Raw genomic sequence first — 19,121 nt, forward strand, 5'->3', positions numbered from 1 at the left:
TACACACCGCGTTGCAATCTCTTACTTTGCTTGCGGTGAACCGCCTTGTTTTTTCGCTGCAATGCCCCCATCTTGAAAGCATGGACATTTTTTATTTCGAGCGTAGCTGTTGGCTGCGCTCCTCAGCAAGCGAGCCTCAGCCATGACGACACTCAGCGAATTTCCGCTACTGCCACTACGTGATGTGGTGGTTTACCCCCACATGGTCATTCCCCTGTTTGTTGGCCGCGACAAGTCCATAGAGGCGCTCGAAGCGGCCATGGCTGGCAACAAGCAGGTTTTGCTGGTCGCACAGCGCAATCCTAGCGAGGATGACCCTGGCCGTGATGGGCTTTATGGCCTAGGTACCGTGGCGACCATCCTGCAGCTGCTCAAGCTGCCTGACGGGACGGTGAAGGTGCTGGTCGAGGGCGAGCAGCGCGCACGTATCGATCAGGTTGACGAGCTGGGTACATACCAGGTCGCCAGAGCCGAGTGGCTTGAAGAAAGTACGCTGGACGAGCGCGAAGCCGAGGTATTAATTCGCAGTCTGATGAGCCAGTTCGAGCAGTTTGTTCAATTGGGCAAGAAGGTCCCAGCCGAAGTGCTCTCATCGCTGTCGAGTATCGAGGAACCTAGCCGCCTGGTAGATACCATGGCCGCCCATCTGACCCTCAAGCTGGACCAAAAGCAGGCAATCCTGGAAATCCTACCCCTGCGCGAACGCGTCGAACATGTGCTTGGCGTGCTGGATAGCGAAATAGATTTGCTGCAAGTCGAGAAGCGTATTCGCGGCCGGGTCAAGAAGCAGATGGAGCGCAGCCAGCGCGAGTATTATCTGAATGAGCAGATGAAAGCCATCCAGAAAGAAATGGGTGGGCTGGACGAAGGTCACGGCGAGCTGGACGAGCTGAAAAACAAGATCGATGGCGCCGGCATGAGTAAAGAGGCGCACGCCAAAGCGACCGCGGAACTGAACAAGCTGAAAATGATGTCGCCGATGTCGGCCGAGGCCACCGTCGTGCGTTCTTATATTGACTGGTTGACCAGCGTGCCTTGGCAGAAAGCCAGCAAGGTCAGGCACGATCTGAAAAAGGCTGAAGAGGTTTTGGATGCTGACCACTATGGCCTGGAAGAGGTCAAGGAGCGCATCCTGGAATATCTCGCGGTGCAGAAGCGCGTGCGCAAGTTGAAAGGGCCAGTCCTGTGCCTGGTTGGGCCGCCCGGTGTTGGTAAAACGTCGCTGGGTGAATCTTTGGCCCGCGCAACCAACCGCAAGTTCGTGCGTATGGCACTGGGGGGCGTGCGGGACGAGGCCGAAATTCGCGGTCACCGACGTACCTATATAGGCTCTTTGCCGGGCAAACTGATTCAAAAGATGTCCAAGGCGGGTGTGCGTAACCCGTTGTTTTTGCTCGATGAAATAGACAAGATGGGTCAGGATATGCGCGGCGATCCGTCTTCTGCGCTACTTGAGGTGCTGGATCCTGAGCAGAATCACAACTTCAACGATCACTACCTGGAGGTCGATTATGACCTGTCGGACGTGATGTTTATCTGTACTGCGAACTCGATGAATATACCGGCGCCGCTGCTTGATCGCATGGAGGTTATTCGCATCCCCGGTTATACCGAAGATGAAAAAATCAACATTGCCCAGCGTTACCTGGTGGCCAAGCAGACCAAGAATAATGGTCTGAAAGAAGGTGAACTGACCTTCACGCATGATTCGCTCCGCGACATCATTCGTTACTATACTCGCGAAGCTGGGGTGCGTGGCCTTGAGCGACAGATTGCCAAATTATGCCGCAAGGTCGTCCGCGAACAGGTTGGCAAACGCGGTAAGGCGAGCGTGATTGTGGACGGCGTATTGTTGGAAAAACTCCTTGGCGTGCGCAAATTCAAGTACGGCCTGGCCGAAGAAGCCGACCAGATTGGTCAGGTCACCGGCTTGGCCTGGACTCAGGTCGGTGGTGAATTGCTCAGTCTCGAGGCTGTTGTGGTGCCTGGGAAGGGTCGTCAGATCAAAACAGGGTCGCTTGGCGACGTCATGCAGGAGTCAATCAGTGCCGCGCTGACGGTCGTTCGCAGCCGGGCTGCGAGCCTCGGTATCGCCGCGGATTTTCATGAGAAACACGACATCCACATTCACGTACCTGAGGGTGCCACGCCCAAGGATGGACCCAGTGCCGGGGTCGGCATGTGTACCGCGCTGGTGTCGGCATTGACCCGTATTCCGGTGCGTGCAGACGTGGCGATGACCGGTGAGATCACTCTGAGGGGCCAGGTTTTACCCATTGGCGGCCTCAAGGAAAAATTGCTCGCGGCGCATCGTGGCGGGATAAAAACCGTGATTATTCCGCATGACAATGTGGGCGATTTGAAGGAGATTCCTGACAAGATCAAACAGGATATTGACGTCAAACCAGTGAAATGGATTGACGAAGTGTTACAGATTGCGCTGCAATACATGCCGGAGCCCTTGCAAGAAGGGGTTGAAGAGATGGTTGCAAAGGATGACAATCACGGAGCCGATGCAAAGAAGCGCATCAGCACTCACTGAGGTATCAGCGGTCTGGACGTATGATCTCACCCGAAGGGTTGAGGGCTTGACGATCAGACCGGCGATACCACAGGCATTCCTTGACACGGTTTTTGACCGCTTGCTATAAAGCGTGCTTCGACCTAAGCAGGTATGCTGACTGGCCACGGCTTTGCTAAGACCACAAGCTTACATAACGACTAACAACTCACTGAAATTTATAAGGGGACTTAGAGTGAACAAGTCTGAATTGATTGATGCCATCGCCGCCTCCGCCGATATTCCTAAAGCTGCTGCCGGTCGTGCTCTTGACGCCGTCATCGAGTCCATCACTGGTGCTCTGAAGGCTGGTGACTCGGTTGTGCTGGTAGGTTTCGGTACTTTTGCGGTAAAAGATCGCGCTGCTCGTACTGGTCGTAACCCACAGACGGGTAACCCGATCGAAATCAGTGCTGCCAAGATTCCTGGCTTCAAAGCCGGTAAAGCACTGAAGGACGCGGTTAACTGATAGCGTCCTGTAACTGATTGCTGTATCGGCGCCTCGGCTCCGATATGGCCGTCGAATCATCAGCGTTTATGGCTATCGCTGTATAGGCAGACACCCACCGATGATTCGGTCAGTTTCCCGAAAGGCGCATCATCCTCGATGCGCCTTTCTTGTTTCAGCAGGACAATATCAGCAGAACAATAAATGTCAGGTAGACCTCGGTCACCTGGCATCAGCCAGCCACTAAATCAGGTGTGCGGCAGATAACAGTTTTTTTGGGGGCAAGATGCTGCAAAAAATGAGGGAAAATGCACAAAGCTGGATCGCCAAGGTGATCGTCGGCGTTATTGTGTTGATTTTCGCTTTGACTGGCTGGGAGTCGATCAGCAATTTCGCCAGCAATGCGCAGACGGCTGCGGCGGTGAACGATGCTGAGATCTCTCGTATAGAGCTTGATCAGGCCGTGGCTATGCAGCGGCGGCAACTGGTTCAGCAGATGCAGCAGCTCAATGACAGTTTTGATCCAGCTATGATCAATGACAATCTGTTGCGTGAGTCGGTGCTTGAGGACCTGATCGACCGCGCTGTCCTGCTCGATGGTGCCCAGGCCGCGAAATTGCGCATCTCCGAACAGATGATTGACCAGCTAATCCTGTCTACCCCGGATTTTCAAGTTGACGGGCAGTTTGATGCCGGTCGATTTGATATTGTCATCCGTAACATGGGCCTGGCCTCGCGCATGGCTTTCCGTGATCTGGTACGCCAGGAACTGATGATCAACCAATTGCGTAGCGCCTATGAGGCGAGCGCGTTCGCCACGCCATCCGAGCGTCTGCAGCTGGCCCGATTGGAAGAACAGAGCCGCGATTTCGCCGCCATCGAACTGGCTGTGGACAGCGCGGCGGTGACAATCGAAGAGGACGACATCAGCGACTATTACACGGCCAAGGCCAAGCAGTTTATGACCGAAGAGCAGGTTGTACTGGAAGTGCTGACCCTGTCGCGTAGCGATTTCTTTGATCAGGTCGAAATCGACGAAAGTGAACTGCAGGCCATGTACGAACAGGAAATCGGTAACCTGGAAGAACAGCGCCGCGTTTCGCATATTCTGTTCGAAGCCCCTGAGGGCGATGCCGAGGCGCAAGCGCAAGCGCTTGAGCAGGCCCAGGCGGCTAGCGAGCGTTTGCTTCAGGGTGAGGATTTTGCCGAGTTAGCTCGCGAGCTTTCAGATGACAGCGGCAGTGCCAGTGGCGGTGGTGATCTGGGCTATGCGGTACGTGGTAGCTATGATGCCGCATTTGAACAAGCGTTGTTCGGTCTTGAGCAAGGTCAGGTATCCGAGCCGGTACGGACCAATTTTGGTTACCATCTGGTCAAGATGACGGGTCTGCTGGCACCTGAGGTGCCATCGCTTGAATCGATGCGGCCTGAAATTGAACGCGAGTTGAAAGCCGCGCAAGTCGAGCGTCGCTTTGTTGAGGTGTCACGCGAGTTGGCCAACCTGGCTTATGAGTCGGAAGATCTATCGGCACCTGCCAGAGCGCTTGAGCTTGAGATTCAGACGATTGGCCCGGTGGGCCGTCAGGGTGATGAGGGCTTGACGGCGAATCCCCGGTTTATGGCCGCAGCCTTCGATGAAGAAGTCCTGTCTGACGGCTTGAATAGTCAACTGATTGAACTGGACGCAGATACTGCCGTGGTTCTGCGGGTTAAAGAGCACCTGCGGGCCACTCAGCGTCCTCTGGAAGAGGTCAGAGACGACATCGAAGACACGCTGCGCTTTGAGCGTGCAGTTGAGCTGGCTGATAGCCAAGCGGCAGAGCACGTCGCTGCACTGCGCGAGGGTAAGCTAGACACGGCTACTCTCGCCGAACAGTTGGGTCAAAGTTGGGCAACGCATGAGGCTATCCGGCGCTCCAGCAGTGATGTGCCCGCCGCGCTGCTGCGCAATGTCTTTGCAATGCCGCGTCCAAGCGCTGAGCGGCCTGTCTACGGCCATTTCCGTCGCCCTGATGGCAGTCAGTGGATTGTTCAACTTAACGGCGTAGCGACGCCTGAGAGCCTGGAGGAAGCGGTCGATGGTGACATGTACCAGCGCTTCATCGCAGGGCAGGCGGGCCAGCAGGATTTCAGTGCGCTGCAACAACGCCTGAAAGAGCAGGCTGATATCGAGCGTTATTGATAGCTCAGCAGCCAGGCACAAAAAAACCGCATCACTGCGGTTTTTTTGTGCCTGCGATTTGGCTCAGTCTTCGAGGTTACCCATCGCGGTGATATTGAAACCGCCATCCACATACATGATCTCACCTGAAACACCTGAGGCCAGATCAGAACACAGGAAGGCACCCGCATTGCCGACTTCGTCAATGGTGACATTGCGGCGCATCGGGGTTTGCTTTTCGTTATGTGAGAGCATCTTGCGGAAGCTCTTGATGCCAGATGCTGCCAGGGTGCGAATAGGCCCTGCCGAGATAGCGTTCACGCGCGTGCCTTCTGGTCCCAGGCTGGTGGCCAGATAACGTACACCGGCCTCCAGGCTGGCCTTGGCCATGCCCATGACGTTGTAATTGGGCATGGTGCGCTCTGCGCCCAGATAAGACAATGTCAGCAAGCTGCCGTTACGTCCTTTCATCAACTCGCGGCCAGCCTTGGCCAGGGCGACGAAGCTGTAGGCGCTGATGTCGTGGGCGATACGGAAACCCTCGCGCGTTGTCACTTCGGTGAAGTCACCATCGAGCTGGTCACCGGGGGCAAAGCCGACGGAATGAACGATGCAATCCAGACCGTCCCACTGCTTGGCCAGCTCGCCGAAGGCGTGTTCAATCTGGGCGTCATCGGCGACGTCACAGGGGAAGCACAGTTCTGGCCCTGAGCCCCAGTCAGCTGCAAAGCCTTCTACGCGGGCTTTGAGTTTTTCATTCTGATAGGTAAAGGCCAGCTCGGCACCCTCCCGATGCATCGCGGCGGCGATGCCGGATGCGATGGACAGTTTGCTGGCTACGCCAACGATGAGTACGCGCTTTCCGCTGAGAAATCCCATGCTTGTTTCCTGTTTTACTGGGCCACCGGTGTCGGGGCCTTGTTGACGGATACCGGGTGGGCAAACGCCGCCTCCAGCAACTGACGAGTATAGTCGTGTTGCGGCGAGGCAAAGATGGTGCTTGCCGATCCCTGTTCTACAATATGTCCCTGGCGTATGACCATCAGCTCGTGACTGAGCGCTCTGACCACAGCCAGGTCGTGACTGATAAACAAATAACTCAGATTGTGCCTGGCCTGCAGGTCGCGCAACAATTCCACCACCTGGCTCTGCACCGTACGGTCCAATGCCGAGGTGGGTTCATCCAGCAGTATCAGCGAAGGCTTGAGCACCAGGGCCCGAGCGATAGCGATACGTTGCCGCTGGCCGCCGGAGAACTCGTGCGGGTAGCGGTGCCGGGTTGCGGGGTCCAGGCCAACTTCCTGCAGCGCCTGGATGACCATTTCTTCGCGTTCCTGCTCATTGCCGATCTTGTGAATCTCCAACCCCTCGCTAATGATCTGCGCCACCGACATGCGCGGGCTCAGGCTACCGAACGGGTCCTGAAAGACCACCTGGAACTGCCGACGCATGGGCCTGACGTCATCCTGACTGAGCCCATCAAGGCGTTGACCATTGCATTCAATCAGGCCCTGACTTTCTACCAGCCGCAGCAGGGCCAGGCCCAGTGTCGTCTTGCCTGATCCGCTTTCGCCGACGATACCCAGCGTATGCCCCTGTTTAAGGGTAAAGCTCGCATCGGTCACGGCTTTTACATGATCTACCGTGCGCCGCAAAATGCCCTGACGGATCGGAAACCAGACCTTCAATTGCTCGGTCCGCATAATCACCGGCGCCTCGGCATCCACCTTGACCGGATTGCCGGTTGGATCAGCGGCAATCAGCCGTTGGGTGTATTCATGCTGCGGATCGGCGAACAGCGTTGCACAATCATTTTCTTCGACGACGCAACCCTGATACATGACACATACGCGGTGGGCAATTCTGCGCACCAGGTTCAGATCGTGGCTGATCAACAGCAGCGCCATGCCGAGTTTTTCTTGCAGCGATTTGAGCAGCTCAAGAATCTTCAGTTGCACGGTCACGTCTAGTGCGGTGGTGGGTTCGTCGGCTATCAGCAGCTCTGGCTCGTTGGCCAGCGCCATGGCGATCATTACCCGCTGCCGCTGGCCGCCGGACAGCTCGTGGGGGTAGGCGCTGAGCCGTTTGGCCGGCTCGGGTATGCCCACCAGGTCGAGCAGCTCCAGGGTGCGCGCTCGCGCGGCTTTCTTGTCCAGGCCCTTGTGCAGCACCAATACTTCGTTGATCTGGCGCTCGACGCTGTGCAACGGATTCAATGAGCTCATAGGCTCCTGGAAGATCATTGAGATGCGATTGCCGCGCACTTGCCGCAAGCGCCTCTCGTTGGCTAGCAGCAGATCTTCGCCCTTGTAGAGAATGCGCCCAGTAGGGTGATGGGCCAGGCTAGGTAACAGACGCAGGATCGAGTGCGCAGTGACCGATTTGCCTGAGCCGCTTTCCCCAACCAATGCCAGTGTTTCGCCGGCGCGAATATCCAGGCTGACCTGGCGCACGGCCATGACTTCTTCATGTTCGCTGCGAAAGGCGACGCTGAGGTTATCGATCCGTATCAATGGCTGTTCAGACATGTCATTTCCTTGGGTCGAAGGCGTCACGCAGTGCCTCGCCGATAAAAACCAGCAGGCTGAGCATCAGCGACAACACGACGAAGGCAGTGATGCCCAGCCAGGGTGCTTGCAAGTTGGCCTTGCCCTGGGCGATCAACTCGCCCAGGGAGGGCGAGCCAGCAGGCAAGCCAAAGCCAAGAAAGTCCAGCGAGGTAAGCGTGATAACGCCGCCGGTCAGAATAAACGGGAAGAAGGTCAGCGTGGCGACCATCGCGTTGGGCAGAATGTGCCGGAACATGATGATGCGGTTATTCGCGCCCAGTGCGCGTGCGGCGCGCACGTACTCCAGGTTGCGGCCGCGCAGGAACTCGGCGCGCACCACATCGACCAGCGCCATCCAGGAGAACAGCAGCATGATGCCCAGCAGCCACCAGAAGTTGGGCTGCACAAAGCTGGCCAGAATGATCAGCAAATAGAGCACCGGGAGCCCTGACCAGACTTCGATAAAGCGCTGCCCAAACAGATCGATGCGGCCGCCGTAGAAGCCCTGAATGGCACCCACTACTACGCCAATGATGGAGCTGATGATGGTCAGTGTCAGGGCGAAGAGTACCGAGATACGAAAGCCATAGATCACCCGTGAGCTGACGTCGCGGGCCTGATCGTCAGTGCCGAGCCAGTTGTCTGCTGAGGGCGGGGCCGGGGCGGGGGCCTCGAGCTCGTAGTTGATCGTGTCGTAATAAAATGGAATGGGAGGCCAGAGCATCCAGCCATTGCCTTCCTCTTCGATCAACTGACGGATATACGGGCTGCGGTAATCTGCGGAGATCGGGAATTCACCACCAAACTCGGTCTCGGCGTAACGTTTGAATACCGGAAAATAGTAGCTGTTTTCGTACTGGACCATTAGCGGCTTGTCATTGGCGATCATTTCCGCGCCCAGGCTGAGCACAAACAGCACCATGAATATATGCAACGACCACCAGCCGCGCCGATTGGCTTTAAACAGGGCAAAGCGCCGGCGGTTCAGGGGTGAGAGGGTGAAGTTCAGCGCCATACTCAGCCCTCCCTGTTTTCAAAGTCGATGCGCGGATCGACCAGGGTGTAAGTAATGTCACCGATCAACTTCACCACCAGGCCCAGCAAGGTGAAAATATACAGGGTGCCGAACATGACCGGATAATCGCGGTTGATAGCGGCCTCGAACCCCAGCAGGCCCAGCCCATCGAGTGAGAAAATCACCTCGATCAGCAGCGCACCGGTAAAGAACACGCTGATTAACGCGGAGGGGAAACCGGCGATAATCAGCAGCATTGCATTACGGAACACGTGACCATAGAGCACCCGGCCAGCAGACAAACCCTTGGCCTTGGCGGTGACCACATACTGCTTGCCGATTTCATCCAGAAAGCAGTTTTTGGTTAGCATGGTCAGGGTCGCAAAGCTGCCGATGACCATGGCGGTAATCGGCAGCACCAGGTGCCAGGCATAATCTTTGGTCTTTTCCCAGCTGCTGAGTTCTTCCCAATTGTTGGATGTCAGGCCGCGCAGCGGGAACCAGTCAAAATAACTGCCGCCGGCGAACACCACGATCAACAGAATGGCGAGCAGGAAGCCCGGGATCGCGTAACCGACAATGATCAGCGAACTGGTCCAGATATCGAAGGTGCTGCCATGGCGTACCGCCTTGCGAATGCCCAGCGGAATGGATATCAGGTAAGTCAGCAGGGTGGTCCATAAGCCCAACGAGATGGATACGGGCATCTTTTCCAGAATCAGATCGATCACGCTGGCGTCGCGGAAGAAGCTGTCGCCAAAATCAAAGGTCGTATAGCCCTTGATCATTAGCCAGAAACGCTCAGGGGCGGGTTTGTCGAAACCGTACATGCGCTCGATTTCGGCGATGATGTCGGGGTCCAGACCCTGGGCGCCACGGTAACTGCCGCCGCTGGCAACCTCACCCTGCATGCTGCCGGAAATGCGGCTGGTAGCGCCTTCGAAGCCTTCCAGGTTGGCAATCATCTGCTCGACCGGACCGCCGGGGGCCGCCTGGATAATCAGGAAGTTGATCAGCAGGATACCGAACAGGGTAGGGATAATCAGTAGCAAACGGCGAACGATATAGGCCAGCATGCTCAGTTTTCCTGTGTGTCTATCAGCGTTGGAGTCCCTGTCAACGCGGCCTCTTTAGCCGGATCGATCCACCAAGTAAACAACCCCAGGTCATAGCGCGGGGAGGTTGGCGGGTGGGCGAATTTATTCCAGTAGGCTACCCGGTAGACCGTCGTGTGAAAGTTCGGTACCAGGTAGTGTCCGGCACGCAATACACGATCCAGCGCGCGGGTGTGGGTGATCAGTGATTCGCGCGAGTCGGCTTGGATCAGGCCCTCGACCAACGCATCGACAACCGGGTCGCGCAGGCCCATGAGGTTACGGCTCCCGGGATTGTCGGCACTGGAAGAGTGCCAATATTCGCGCTGCTCATTGCCCGGCGAGTTGGATTGGCTAAAGCTGGTGACGACCATGTCAAAATCCCGCGAGCGCAAGCGGTTGATGTACTGCGAGGTATCTATACGGCGCAGGGTCAGTTCGATACCCAGCGACGCCAGGTTGCGCTTGAAGGGCAGCGCCACCCGCTCGAAGTCAGCCTGTATGATCAGAAACTCGAAGCTCAGTTGCTGACCTTCAGCGTTGATCAGACGGTCGTCTTTTATCGTCCAGCCAGCGTCTTGCAACAAAGCATAGGCTTCACGCATTTGCTCGCGAATAATGCCGCTGGCATCGGTTACGGGTGGTGAGTAGGCTGGGCCAAAGACGGTTGCCGATAGCTGATCGCGCCAGGGTTCCAGTAGCGCCAACTCTGCTGCGTCCGGTTCGCCCGTGGCGCCCAGTTCGGAATTGTCGAAGAAGCTGTCGGTGCGCGTATAGGCGTTATGAAACAGGCGCCCATTGGACCACTCGAAATCAAACAACAGGCTGATCGCTTTACGCACGCGCACGTCAGCAAAGTACGGGCGGCGCGTGTTGAACACAAAGCCCTGCATACCCTGGGTGTTCAGATTGGGGATCTCTTCCTTGATGATGCGCCCGTCACGCAGTGGCGGGCTGTCGTAGCCAGTCGCCCAGTTTTTCGCGGCGTATTCCTGGTTGAAATCAAACTGGCCTGCCTTGAACGCTTCCAGTGCTACGCCGGTATCGCGATAGTAGTCTATGACCACGCGGTCAAAGTTGTTGAAACCACGTTGTACCGGCAAATCGGCCGCCCAATAGTCTTTAACACGTTCGTAGGTAATATTACGCCCGCCGCTAACCCGGCTGATGCGATAGGGGCCACTGCCCAGCGGCGGCTCCAGGGTGGTGCGGCCGAATTCGCGATCAGCCCAGTAATGTTCTGGCAGTACCGGCAACTGGCCAATAACCAGCGGTAACTCCCGGTTCTGCGCGTGATGAAAATGAAAGATAACGCTATGGTCGTTTTCTGCTATTACCTCTTTTACATCGCCGTAATAGGCTTTGTAAAAAGGCGCGCCTTGCTCAATCAGCGTGTTGAAGGTAAAGACCACGTCGCTTGCGGTTACTGGTTCGCCATCATGAAAGCGCGCTTCGGGCCGCAGATAAAAGCGTACCCAGGTATGATCTTCAGCCCGCTCGATACGCTCTGCCAGCAACCCGTACTCGGTGAAAGGTTCATCCAGCGCATGAAACGTCAGGGTGTCGTAAATCAGCCCCAGGCGCTCGACACTGTTGCCGCGGGTAATAAAGCCGTTCAACGAATCGAAGCTGCCAAAGCCAGATAGGCGCAAGGTGCCACCCTTGGGCGCGTCGGCATTCACATAGTCGAAATGGGTGAAATCCGCAGGGTAAGCTGGTGGTTCGCCGTACAGGGTCAGTGCGTGGCTGCCGGCGGAAGCGTTTGGGCTGGGTTCAGTGCCAGATTTAAATCCGGGTTCAGTACCAGGCTCTGCGGCCGCCATACCGGCAAAGGTGATCAAGGCGCATGCGCAGAGCGTTTTGAGTAAATCGTGCATCCAGTGACCTTGTTTATTGTTCAGTGTTTTTATTCAGTGCCCGGCATCATCCACCAGGTGCGTATGGCCAGCGAATAGGGCGGCGTCGCTGGGGATTTGAGCCACTCACGATGGGCTATGCGATGGTAGTCAATATACCAGTTAGGAATTGTATAGTGTTCCCATAATAACACCCGGTCCAATGCCTTCGCGGCGGCAATCTGCTGATCACGGTTGCTGGCCGCGAGGAGCTTCTCCAGCAGAGCATCGACCACCGGGTTGTCGATGCCGGCGTAATTGCGACTACCCTGTACGCTGCGCTGGCTGGAATGGAAATAAATGTGCTGTTCCATCCCAGGTGACAGACCTTGCGGCAGGGTCGCGAGAATCATGTCGTAATCGAACTGGTCGAGCCGCGCTTTATATTGTGCGCGATCCACAGTGCGCACGCGCATATCGATGCCCAGTCGCGCGAGATTGGTCCGGTAAGGCTGGATAATGCGCTCCAGACTGGGGTTGACCAGGAGTACCTCGAAGACCAATTGGTTGCCACTGGCGTTCTGGAGCCGACCATTGCGCAGCGTCCAGCCTGCTTCCTTGAACAACTCCACCGCCCGGCGCAGACTGGCGCGGGAGATGCCCCGTCCATCGCTGGTGGGTAGACTGAACGGCTGGGTGAAGAGTTCCCGGGGCAACTGCTCGCGGTGTTCGCTCAGGTACAGAAACTCCTGGCCGGCCGGTAGCTCGGTAGCGCTGAACGGGCTATTGGGGTAGTAGCTCTCCGAGCGGCGATAGGCATCGTAGAACAGCACGCGATTTGACCATTCAAAGTCAAACAGCATGCCCAGCGCCTCGCGCATGCTGCGTTGGTCAAACGGGGTGCGCCGGGTATTGAAGAACAGCGCCTGGGTCGCGCTGGGGATCTGGTGCTTTATCTCACGCTTGTCCACCTCGCGATTGCGCACCGCAGGGAAGTCATAGGCATTCGACCAGTTGCTGGCCTTATGGTCGAAGTAAAAGTCGAACTCGCCGGCCTTGAACGCTTCGAAGGCGACGTTATTGTCGCGGTAAAACTCGGCCTCGAGCCGATCGAAGTTATATTTTCCGCGATTGATCGGCAAATCCTTACCCCAGTAGTCCTTGACCCGCTCGAAGGTCACCCGGCGTCCGGGTGATACATTGGTTATGCGGTAGGGGCCACTGTTCAACCCAGGTTGAAAGGTGGTGTCGCCAAAGCTGCGGCCCTCCCAGTGGTGCGCGGGCAGTATCGGTAGTTCACCCAGGCGCAGAATCAGTAGTGGGTTGTCGGCGCGGCTGAAAACGAAGCGTATTCGGTGTTTGCCAAGCACATCGATTCGATCCACTTCTTGCAGCATCGAGCGATAATTCGGATGGCCCTGTTCGCGTAGCAGCTTATAACTGAAGGCCACATCGGCGGCGGTAATAGCCCGGCCATCATGGAAACGCGCCTCTTCGCGCAAGTTGAAGACGACCCAGCTGCGATCGTCGGAAAACTCCAGCGTCTCGGCAATCAGACCGTAGGCAGAATAGGGTTCGTCACCGGAGGGGTCATAGATCCCGCTACCGACCATCAAGGTTTCGTTCAGCTCGGTGATGCCGTACTGGGCAAAGTTGCCGGTATTAACCGGGCTGGTGCCTTTTAGCGTGTAAGGGTTAAGGGTGTCAAAAGTGCCCGAGCCCATCACCCTGAGGGTGCCGCCCTTGGGGGCGTCGGGGTTGACGTAGTCAAGATGCTCGAAATCCGCTGGATAGCGCGGTTGGCCGTATAGCGCATAACCGTGTTGGTGGTAGACGGTGGCGCTGGCGTCGGACCAGATAAACAGGATCAGCAGTGATGGGATTAGTAACCTGAAGTTCATAGCGGCTCTGGGTGGGGCGTGACAGGCTGCCACGCTAACATTACCGCCAGGCTGGTGAAAGCCTCGCTGGGTTAAAGGCAACAGTCTCAGCGTAACAGTAAAGTGAGCTGTTGCCCCGGCCGCAAATGGCGATCCAACGTGTTCTCTTTACGAATACGCTCGATGCTTATATTGAATTGCCGGGCAATACTGTACAGCGAGTCACCGGTTTTGACGGTATACACCATTGATTGCGGGCTGGCTGGGCTGGCGCTGCTGTTGCCGCCAGGAATGCGCAGGCTCTGGCCGGCGCTCAGCGAATGATTGCTGTCGATATTGTTGTGCTCGCGTAGCACGCTGATGCTGACGCCGTGTGCGCGGGCTATGTTCCACAGGCTGTCGCCCGACTTGACGCGGTATACCGATTGGGTGGTGGCTAGCTGTGCCGGTGCTGGGCTGGACACGGCGGGGCCGGCACCCATTTGCGGCAGAATCAGCGTCTGACCGATATTGATGATATTGCCATTCAGTTGATTGGTATCGCGGATGGCCGACACGCTCAACTGATGACGACGGGCAATCTGCGACAGGGTATCGCCCGAGCGCACTTGATAATGCAGATAACTGACACGCTCGCTTTCCGGGAGATTTGCCAGCGCGGCACTGAACTGTTCGGCCCGGTTAACCGGTACCAGCAGACGGTAGATGCCCTGCGGGGACGTCATACGTTGCTTGAATGCTGGATTGAGCAGCATGAAATCTTCAGTCGGCATGTCAGCCAGCTCGGCGGCCTTATGCAGGTCAAGCTGACGTTTGATTTCGACTTCGGTAAAGTAGGGGGTGTTGGCCAGCTCCGGTAAAACCGTGCCATGCAAGCTCGGGCGGTCGATGATCTGTGACATCGCCAGCAACTTCGGAACGTAGTTCATGGTTTCCCGCGGTAGTTGCAGGTTCCAGTAATCGGTAGGTAACCCAAGCTGCTGGTTACGCTTGATCGCGCGACCGACGCAACCTTCACCGCAGTTATAGGCGGCAATCGCCAGCAACCAGTCGCCGTCAAACATGTTGGCCAGCTTGCTCAGATAATCGAGCGCTGCCTGGGTAGAAGCAGTGATGTCGCGACGTCCGTCGTACCAGGAGTCCTGGCGCAGAGAAAACACTTCGCCGGTGGAGGGGATAAATTGCCAGATTCCCGCAGCGCTGCTGCTCGATAGCGCCATGGGGTTGTAGCCGCTTTCCACAAAGGGTAACAACGCCAGTTCCAGCGGCATCTGCCGGGCGTCGAGCTGCTCTACAACGTAATGCATATAACGTTCGGCACGCGGACTGGTCAGCTCGAAGTAGCGTGGCTGGGCAACATAGAGTAGCCGCTGCTGGTTGACCCGGGGATTGTCGATAGCACCGGGATCAAGCATAAAGCCCTGACGAATGCGGCTCCACAGGGTGTAGACCGATTCGATCTCTTCGGCACTGCGCGGCGTGCGCGCGCTGCGCAGCAGCGTGATTTGCCGCGCCTCTTTGCGCTCTGCATCCGTAGGGCGATCACCCAGCCCGGAGCGCGAAGAACTGGGCGACGACTGACAACCTGCTATGCCAGCGATCAGCAGGCCAGCAAGGAGGATTTTTATTGATGTATATGAGCCTGGATCAGAAAAACGCATGGGCTGGTCCGTTGAAAATTGGCTCGATTCTAGGAAGTCACCCTGCGGGGGTCAAGGAACCATTCCACAGAACGCTCAGAAGCTGTCTTTCCACGCCCTGATCCTGGCAAAGGTATTTACCTCTGTGCTTGCTGCTTCGCCAGCATGGGTTGCTGCCGCGTTAATAACCGCTGCCACACCAGCGCGCAGGAAGGGGTTGGTCTTCTTTTCCAGGCCAATGCTCGATGGCAGGGTCATGCGGCCGGCCGCGCGCAGATCGTCGACGACTTCAGCGCGCACCTTTATATCGGCATTATCCGGCTCAACGGCGCGCGCGAAGCGCAAGTTGGCTTGGGTATATTCATGCGCACAGTAAATCCGTGTGTGATCGGGCAAGGCCGCAAGGCGTTGTAGCGATCGGTGCATCTGCTCGGCGGTGCCCTCAAACAACCTGCCGCAGCCGCCAGCGAACAGGGTATCGCCGCTCAGCAGCCAGGGTGCACCCGGCTCGTTGCAGAAGAACGCGATATGCCCGCGGGTGTGCCCGGGCACCGAGATGACTTCCAGCGTCTGGCCGAATAGGCTCAGGGTCTCGCCATCATCGAGTTTGCGATCCAGGCCAGGAATCTCTTCGGCAGCCGGCCCCCACACTTTGCAGCCGGTTGCCGCCTTGATGGTCGCCAGCCCGCCAGTGTGGTCACGGTGGTGATGGGTGATGAGCATATGGGTCAAATCGTATTCCGGACGCCTGCCCAGCCAGGTAATGACCGGGACGGCGTCGCCGGGATCGACGACGGCAACCCGATGATGGTCATTGTCGACGATAAGCCAGATGTAATTGTCCTGAAAGGCCGGGAGTGCTATGAATTCAAGCATGTTTAAAACGCCCTGAAAGGAATATGCTTTTATAGTACAGGCGCATGCTGGCTTGGGGAAATCAGGCAAAATGGCCAACGGAGGCCCGATGTTGATTGATGATCGCTCTGGCTCTATCAGCCAGACTGACTTGATGGATCTGCTGCGGGTGGCGCGGGCATGGCTGGATACGCCTGCCGGACAGATGCTGCTGCAGACTCAGCAGACGGTGATTGAGCAGAGCCTGCAGCGCTGTTTTGGCCAGCATCTGGTGCAGTACGGGCTGGCACCCACGCTGCTGGATGGCAACCAGTCGGTATTGCGCAACCGCTGGCATTTTGATCTGATCGCAGAACCGCCGACGATGCCGTTACAGGAAGGTCAGTGGCCCTTCGCTCCGCAATCGCTGGATGTGGTGCTGTTGCATCATGGCCTGGACTTCTGCTTGTCGCCCCGCACGCTGTTACGTGAAGCCAGTCAGGCGGTGCGCGCTGGCGGGCATATCATCATCCTTGGTTTCAATCCCTGGAGTAGTTGGGGCTTGAACCATTTTGCCGGACGCAGTTGGCTCAGTGAAGCTGGATTTGTCAGTCCGGCCCGGCTTACAGACTGGCTGGAACTGCTTGGTTTTGCGGTGGAGAAACGCACTAATGGGTGCTATCGTCCGCCGCTTGCTACACAAAAGTGGCTGGATCGCATGGGCTTTCTCGAGCGATTAGGGGAGCGGCGCAATCTGCCGATGGGCGGTTTTTACTGCCTTGTCGCACGCCGGCAGATGTACGGCGTGACCCCGCGCAAGCAGACCGCCCGAGCCTTTCCAGCCTTGACCCTGCCCCCCATTGCTGCGGGAACCAGGCGCACGCAAAAACGGAATAATGAATGACGCATACGATTGAAATCTTTACTGACGGGGCCTGCAAAGGCAATCCTGGGCCCGGTGGCTGGGGTGTATTAATGCGCCTTGGCGAACATGAAAAATCGCTGTATGGCGGCGAGCTGCAGACCACCAACAACCGCATGGAGTTGACTGCGGCTATTCGTGGGCTCGAAGCGCTGAAAAAAACCGCGAATGTCACGCTGACCACGGATTCCGAATATGTGATGAAAGGTATCCGCGAATGGATGCCGAACTGGAAAAAACGCGGTTGGAAAACCGCCAGCCGGCAGCCGGTCAAAAATGCCGATTTGTGGATGCAGCTCGACGAGCTGGTCAACCAGCACCAGGTTGAGTGGCGCTGGGTCAAGGGTCACAGTGGTCATAGGGAAAATGAAATAGCCGACGATCTGGCCAATCTGGGTGTACAGGACGTCCTGGCGAAACGGAGTCAGACACATGCGTGAAGTGGTACTGGATACCGAAACAACCGGCATCGACCCTAAGGACGGCCACCGCATTATCGAGATCGGTTGTGTCGAGTTGCTTGATAGGCGACTGACTGGCCGGCATTTTCATGTCTACATCAACCCCGAGCGGGAGGTGGAAGAGGGGGCCTTTGCCGTACACGGCATCAGCGATGAATTTCTCTCTGACAAGCCGCTGTTCGCTGATGTAGCCAACGACTTTATGCAGTTCGTCAAAGGCGCCCGTTTGGTCATCCACAACGCGGCGTTCGATATCGGTTTTCTGGACATGGAGCTGGAACGCCTCGGCGGTCTGCTCGGCAAGATGGGCGAACATTGCGGCGTAGTCGATACGTTGATGATGGCGCGGGAAAAGCACCCCGGCCAGCGCAACAGCCTGGATGCACTGTGCAAACGCTATATGGTCGACAACTCCCAGCGCGATTTGCACGGGGCCTTGCTCGACGCGGAAATTCTCGCTGACGTTTATCTGACTATGACCGGCGGCCAGACGGCGTTGCTATTGGCCGGGCAGGGCACCGATGCGGATACCAACAGCCATGGCGTGACCAGCATCCGCCGTCTGGATCCGGCCAAGCGGACAGGACTGAAAGTCGTCAGCCCCAGCCAGGAGGAGTTGGAGGCGCATGCCGAGCGTCTGGCTGCCATCGCAAAGGCGGCTGGATTTGTCGTGTGGGAAGGTCCGGCCGGGTAGGTGCGGCCGGCTAGGTGCGGCCGGCCAGGTGCGGCCCGGTAAATAAGGCTCTGAGCGCTGTTACTAATTACCCGAATAGCCAGAGCTATGCCATTGATCCGTAATGCTTGTTATAGTCTGGCAACTAGTGCAGCTTCGTGGCTGAACGAATGACTGCCTTGTTTAGCTAATAAAATCCTGGAGCCTGTCATGCCTGAGTACCAGACCCTGTTGGTCGAGCAAATCGATAAGATCGCCCATATCCAGATAAACCGGCCTGACAAGGTCAATGCGATGAATGCGGCGTTCTGGGAAGAGCTTATTCAGGCGTTTGACTGGGTGGATAACACCGATAGCGTCAGAGTGGTGGTCATCTCCGGGGCCGGCAAGCATTTCTCTGCCGGGATCGATTTGGCACTGTTGGCCCAAGCGGCTAACAAGATGGGCAAGGATATCGGCCGCAACGCCGACATTGTCCGCCGCAACGTGTTACGCCTGCAGACCTCGTTCAATCTGGTAGACGAGTGCCGCAAGCCGGTCATCGCCGCCATTCATGGATACTGCATCGGTGGCGCTATTGATCTGATCAGCGCCTGCGATATGCGTTATTCAACGCCCGACGCGCATTTTTCCATCAAGGAAATTGACATGGGAATGGCCGCCGATGTCGGCACTTTACAAAGATTGCCCCACCTCATAGGTGATGGCATGATGCGGGAGCTGGCCTACACAGGCCGGGCCTTTGACGGTGACGAAGCGGCGCGCATGGGGCTGGTCAACAGAACCTTTGCCAGTCATGCCGAGCTGCTTTCGGGCGTCATGGCTATGGCAGGTGAGATTGCCAGCAAATCACCGCTGGCGATTCGTGGTACCAAGGAAATGATTCGCTACAGCCGCGACCACAGCGTTGATGACGGGCTCAATTATATAGCCACGTGGAATGCTGCCATGCTTCAGTCAGACGATCTGAAGCTCGCCATGGCGGCGCATATGGCCAAAAAGACCGCTGATTTCGCGGACTAGGCGGGCAACGCAGGCAGGGACGGTGG

15 protein-coding genes are annotated in these 19,121 nt (G+C 57.0%); 7 read left to right on the forward strand and 8 right to left on the reverse strand.

Going from position 1 to position 19,121, the window contains the following annotated elements:
- The first annotated feature begins 142 nt into the window (after positions 1-142).
- The 3 genes from lon to K787_RS0108200 all read left to right on the forward strand — a co-directional run bounded on the left by lon (position 143) and on the right by K787_RS0108200 (position 5,190).
- A complete protein-coding gene (gene lon, locus K787_RS0108190; RefSeq protein ID WP_022962309.1) occupies positions 143-2,542 on the forward strand; it encodes an endopeptidase La in 2,400 nt (799 codons plus the stop codon).
- A 214-nt stretch (positions 2,543-2,756) separates the two neighbouring features.
- The gene (locus K787_RS0108195) at positions 2,757-3,029 is read left to right on the forward strand and encodes an HU family DNA-binding protein (RefSeq protein ID WP_022962310.1); all 273 of its coding nucleotides are present in this window, start codon (positions 2,757-2,759) and stop codon (positions 3,027-3,029) included.
- Between the two features lie 265 nt (positions 3,030-3,294).
- The gene (locus K787_RS0108200; protein ID WP_022962311.1) at positions 3,295-5,190 is read left to right on the forward strand and encodes a SurA N-terminal domain-containing protein; all 1,896 of its coding nucleotides are present in this window, start codon (positions 3,295-3,297) and stop codon (positions 5,188-5,190) included.
- A 63-nt stretch (positions 5,191-5,253) separates the two neighbouring features.
- On the opposite strand, the gene fabI is transcribed toward K787_RS0108200, so the two are convergent.
- From fabI to gloB, 8 genes are all read right to left on the reverse strand, one after another.
- Positions 5,254-6,048 carry an enoyl-ACP reductase FabI gene (fabI, locus tag K787_RS0108205; protein ID WP_022962312.1) on the reverse strand — a complete coding sequence of 265 codons (795 nt, stop codon included), beginning with the start codon at positions 6,046-6,048 and terminating at the stop codon, positions 5,254-5,256.
- A 14-nt stretch (positions 6,049-6,062) separates the two neighbouring features.
- Positions 6,063-7,697: an ABC transporter ATP-binding protein gene (locus K787_RS0108210; RefSeq protein WP_022962313.1), complete on the reverse strand. Its 1,635-nt coding sequence runs from the start codon at positions 7,695-7,697 to the stop codon at positions 6,063-6,065.
- A 1-nt stretch (position 7,698) separates the two neighbouring features.
- Entirely contained in the window at positions 7,699-8,733 is a 1,035-nt protein-coding gene (locus K787_RS0108215) for an ABC transporter permease (RefSeq protein WP_022962314.1), read from the reverse strand.
- A gap of 2 nt (positions 8,734-8,735) precedes the next feature.
- The gene (locus K787_RS0108220; RefSeq protein WP_022962315.1) at positions 8,736-9,809 is read right to left on the reverse strand and encodes a microcin C ABC transporter permease YejB; all 1,074 of its coding nucleotides are present in this window, start codon (positions 9,807-9,809) and stop codon (positions 8,736-8,738) included.
- A 2-nt stretch (positions 9,810-9,811) separates the two neighbouring features.
- Positions 9,812-11,704 carry an extracellular solute-binding protein gene (locus K787_RS22585; protein ID WP_022962316.1) on the reverse strand — a complete coding sequence of 631 codons (1,893 nt, stop codon included), beginning with the start codon at positions 11,702-11,704 and terminating at the stop codon, positions 9,812-9,814.
- 29 nt (positions 11,705-11,733) lie between these two features.
- Positions 11,734-13,563, reverse strand: coding sequence for an extracellular solute-binding protein (locus K787_RS0108230; protein ID WP_022962317.1), 1,830 nt, complete (start codon positions 13,561-13,563; stop codon positions 11,734-11,736).
- A gap of 86 nt (positions 13,564-13,649) precedes the next feature.
- The gene (locus K787_RS0108235; RefSeq protein WP_022962318.1) at positions 13,650-15,203 is read right to left on the reverse strand and encodes a LysM peptidoglycan-binding domain-containing protein; all 1,554 of its coding nucleotides are present in this window, start codon (positions 15,201-15,203) and stop codon (positions 13,650-13,652) included.
- Between the two features lie 75 nt (positions 15,204-15,278).
- Positions 15,279-16,058, reverse strand: coding sequence for a hydroxyacylglutathione hydrolase (gene gloB / locus K787_RS0108240; RefSeq protein WP_022962319.1), 780 nt, complete (start codon positions 16,056-16,058; stop codon positions 15,279-15,281).
- Positions 16,059-16,146: 88 nt separating this feature from the next.
- On the opposite strand from gloB, the gene K787_RS0108245 reads away from it, so the two are divergent.
- The 4 genes from K787_RS0108245 (at position 16,147) to K787_RS0108260 (ending at position 19,095) form a co-directional block, all read left to right on the forward strand.
- Positions 16,147-16,920 carry a class I SAM-dependent methyltransferase gene (locus K787_RS0108245; protein ID WP_022962320.1) on the forward strand — a complete coding sequence of 258 codons (774 nt, stop codon included), beginning with the start codon at positions 16,147-16,149 and terminating at the stop codon, positions 16,918-16,920.
- A complete protein-coding gene (rnhA, locus tag K787_RS0108250) occupies positions 16,917-17,378 on the forward strand; it encodes a ribonuclease HI (protein ID WP_022962321.1) in 462 nt (153 codons plus the stop codon). The genes K787_RS0108245 and rnhA overlap by 4 nt, the downstream gene beginning before the upstream one ends.
- Entirely contained in the window at positions 17,371-18,093 is a 723-nt protein-coding gene (dnaQ, locus tag K787_RS0108255) for a DNA polymerase III subunit epsilon (protein WP_022962322.1), read from the forward strand. The genes rnhA and dnaQ overlap by 8 nt, the downstream gene beginning before the upstream one ends.
- Positions 18,094-18,282: 189 nt before the next feature.
- Positions 18,283-19,095 carry a crotonase/enoyl-CoA hydratase family protein gene (locus tag K787_RS0108260; RefSeq protein ID WP_022962323.1) on the forward strand — a complete coding sequence of 271 codons (813 nt, stop codon included), beginning with the start codon at positions 18,283-18,285 and terminating at the stop codon, positions 19,093-19,095.
- Positions 19,096-19,121: the final 26 nt, after the last annotated feature.

The organism is Halopseudomonas pelagia CL-AP6 (genome assembly GCF_000410875.1).
GTDB lineage: Bacteria > Pseudomonadota > Gammaproteobacteria > Pseudomonadales > Pseudomonadaceae > Halopseudomonas > Halopseudomonas pelagia.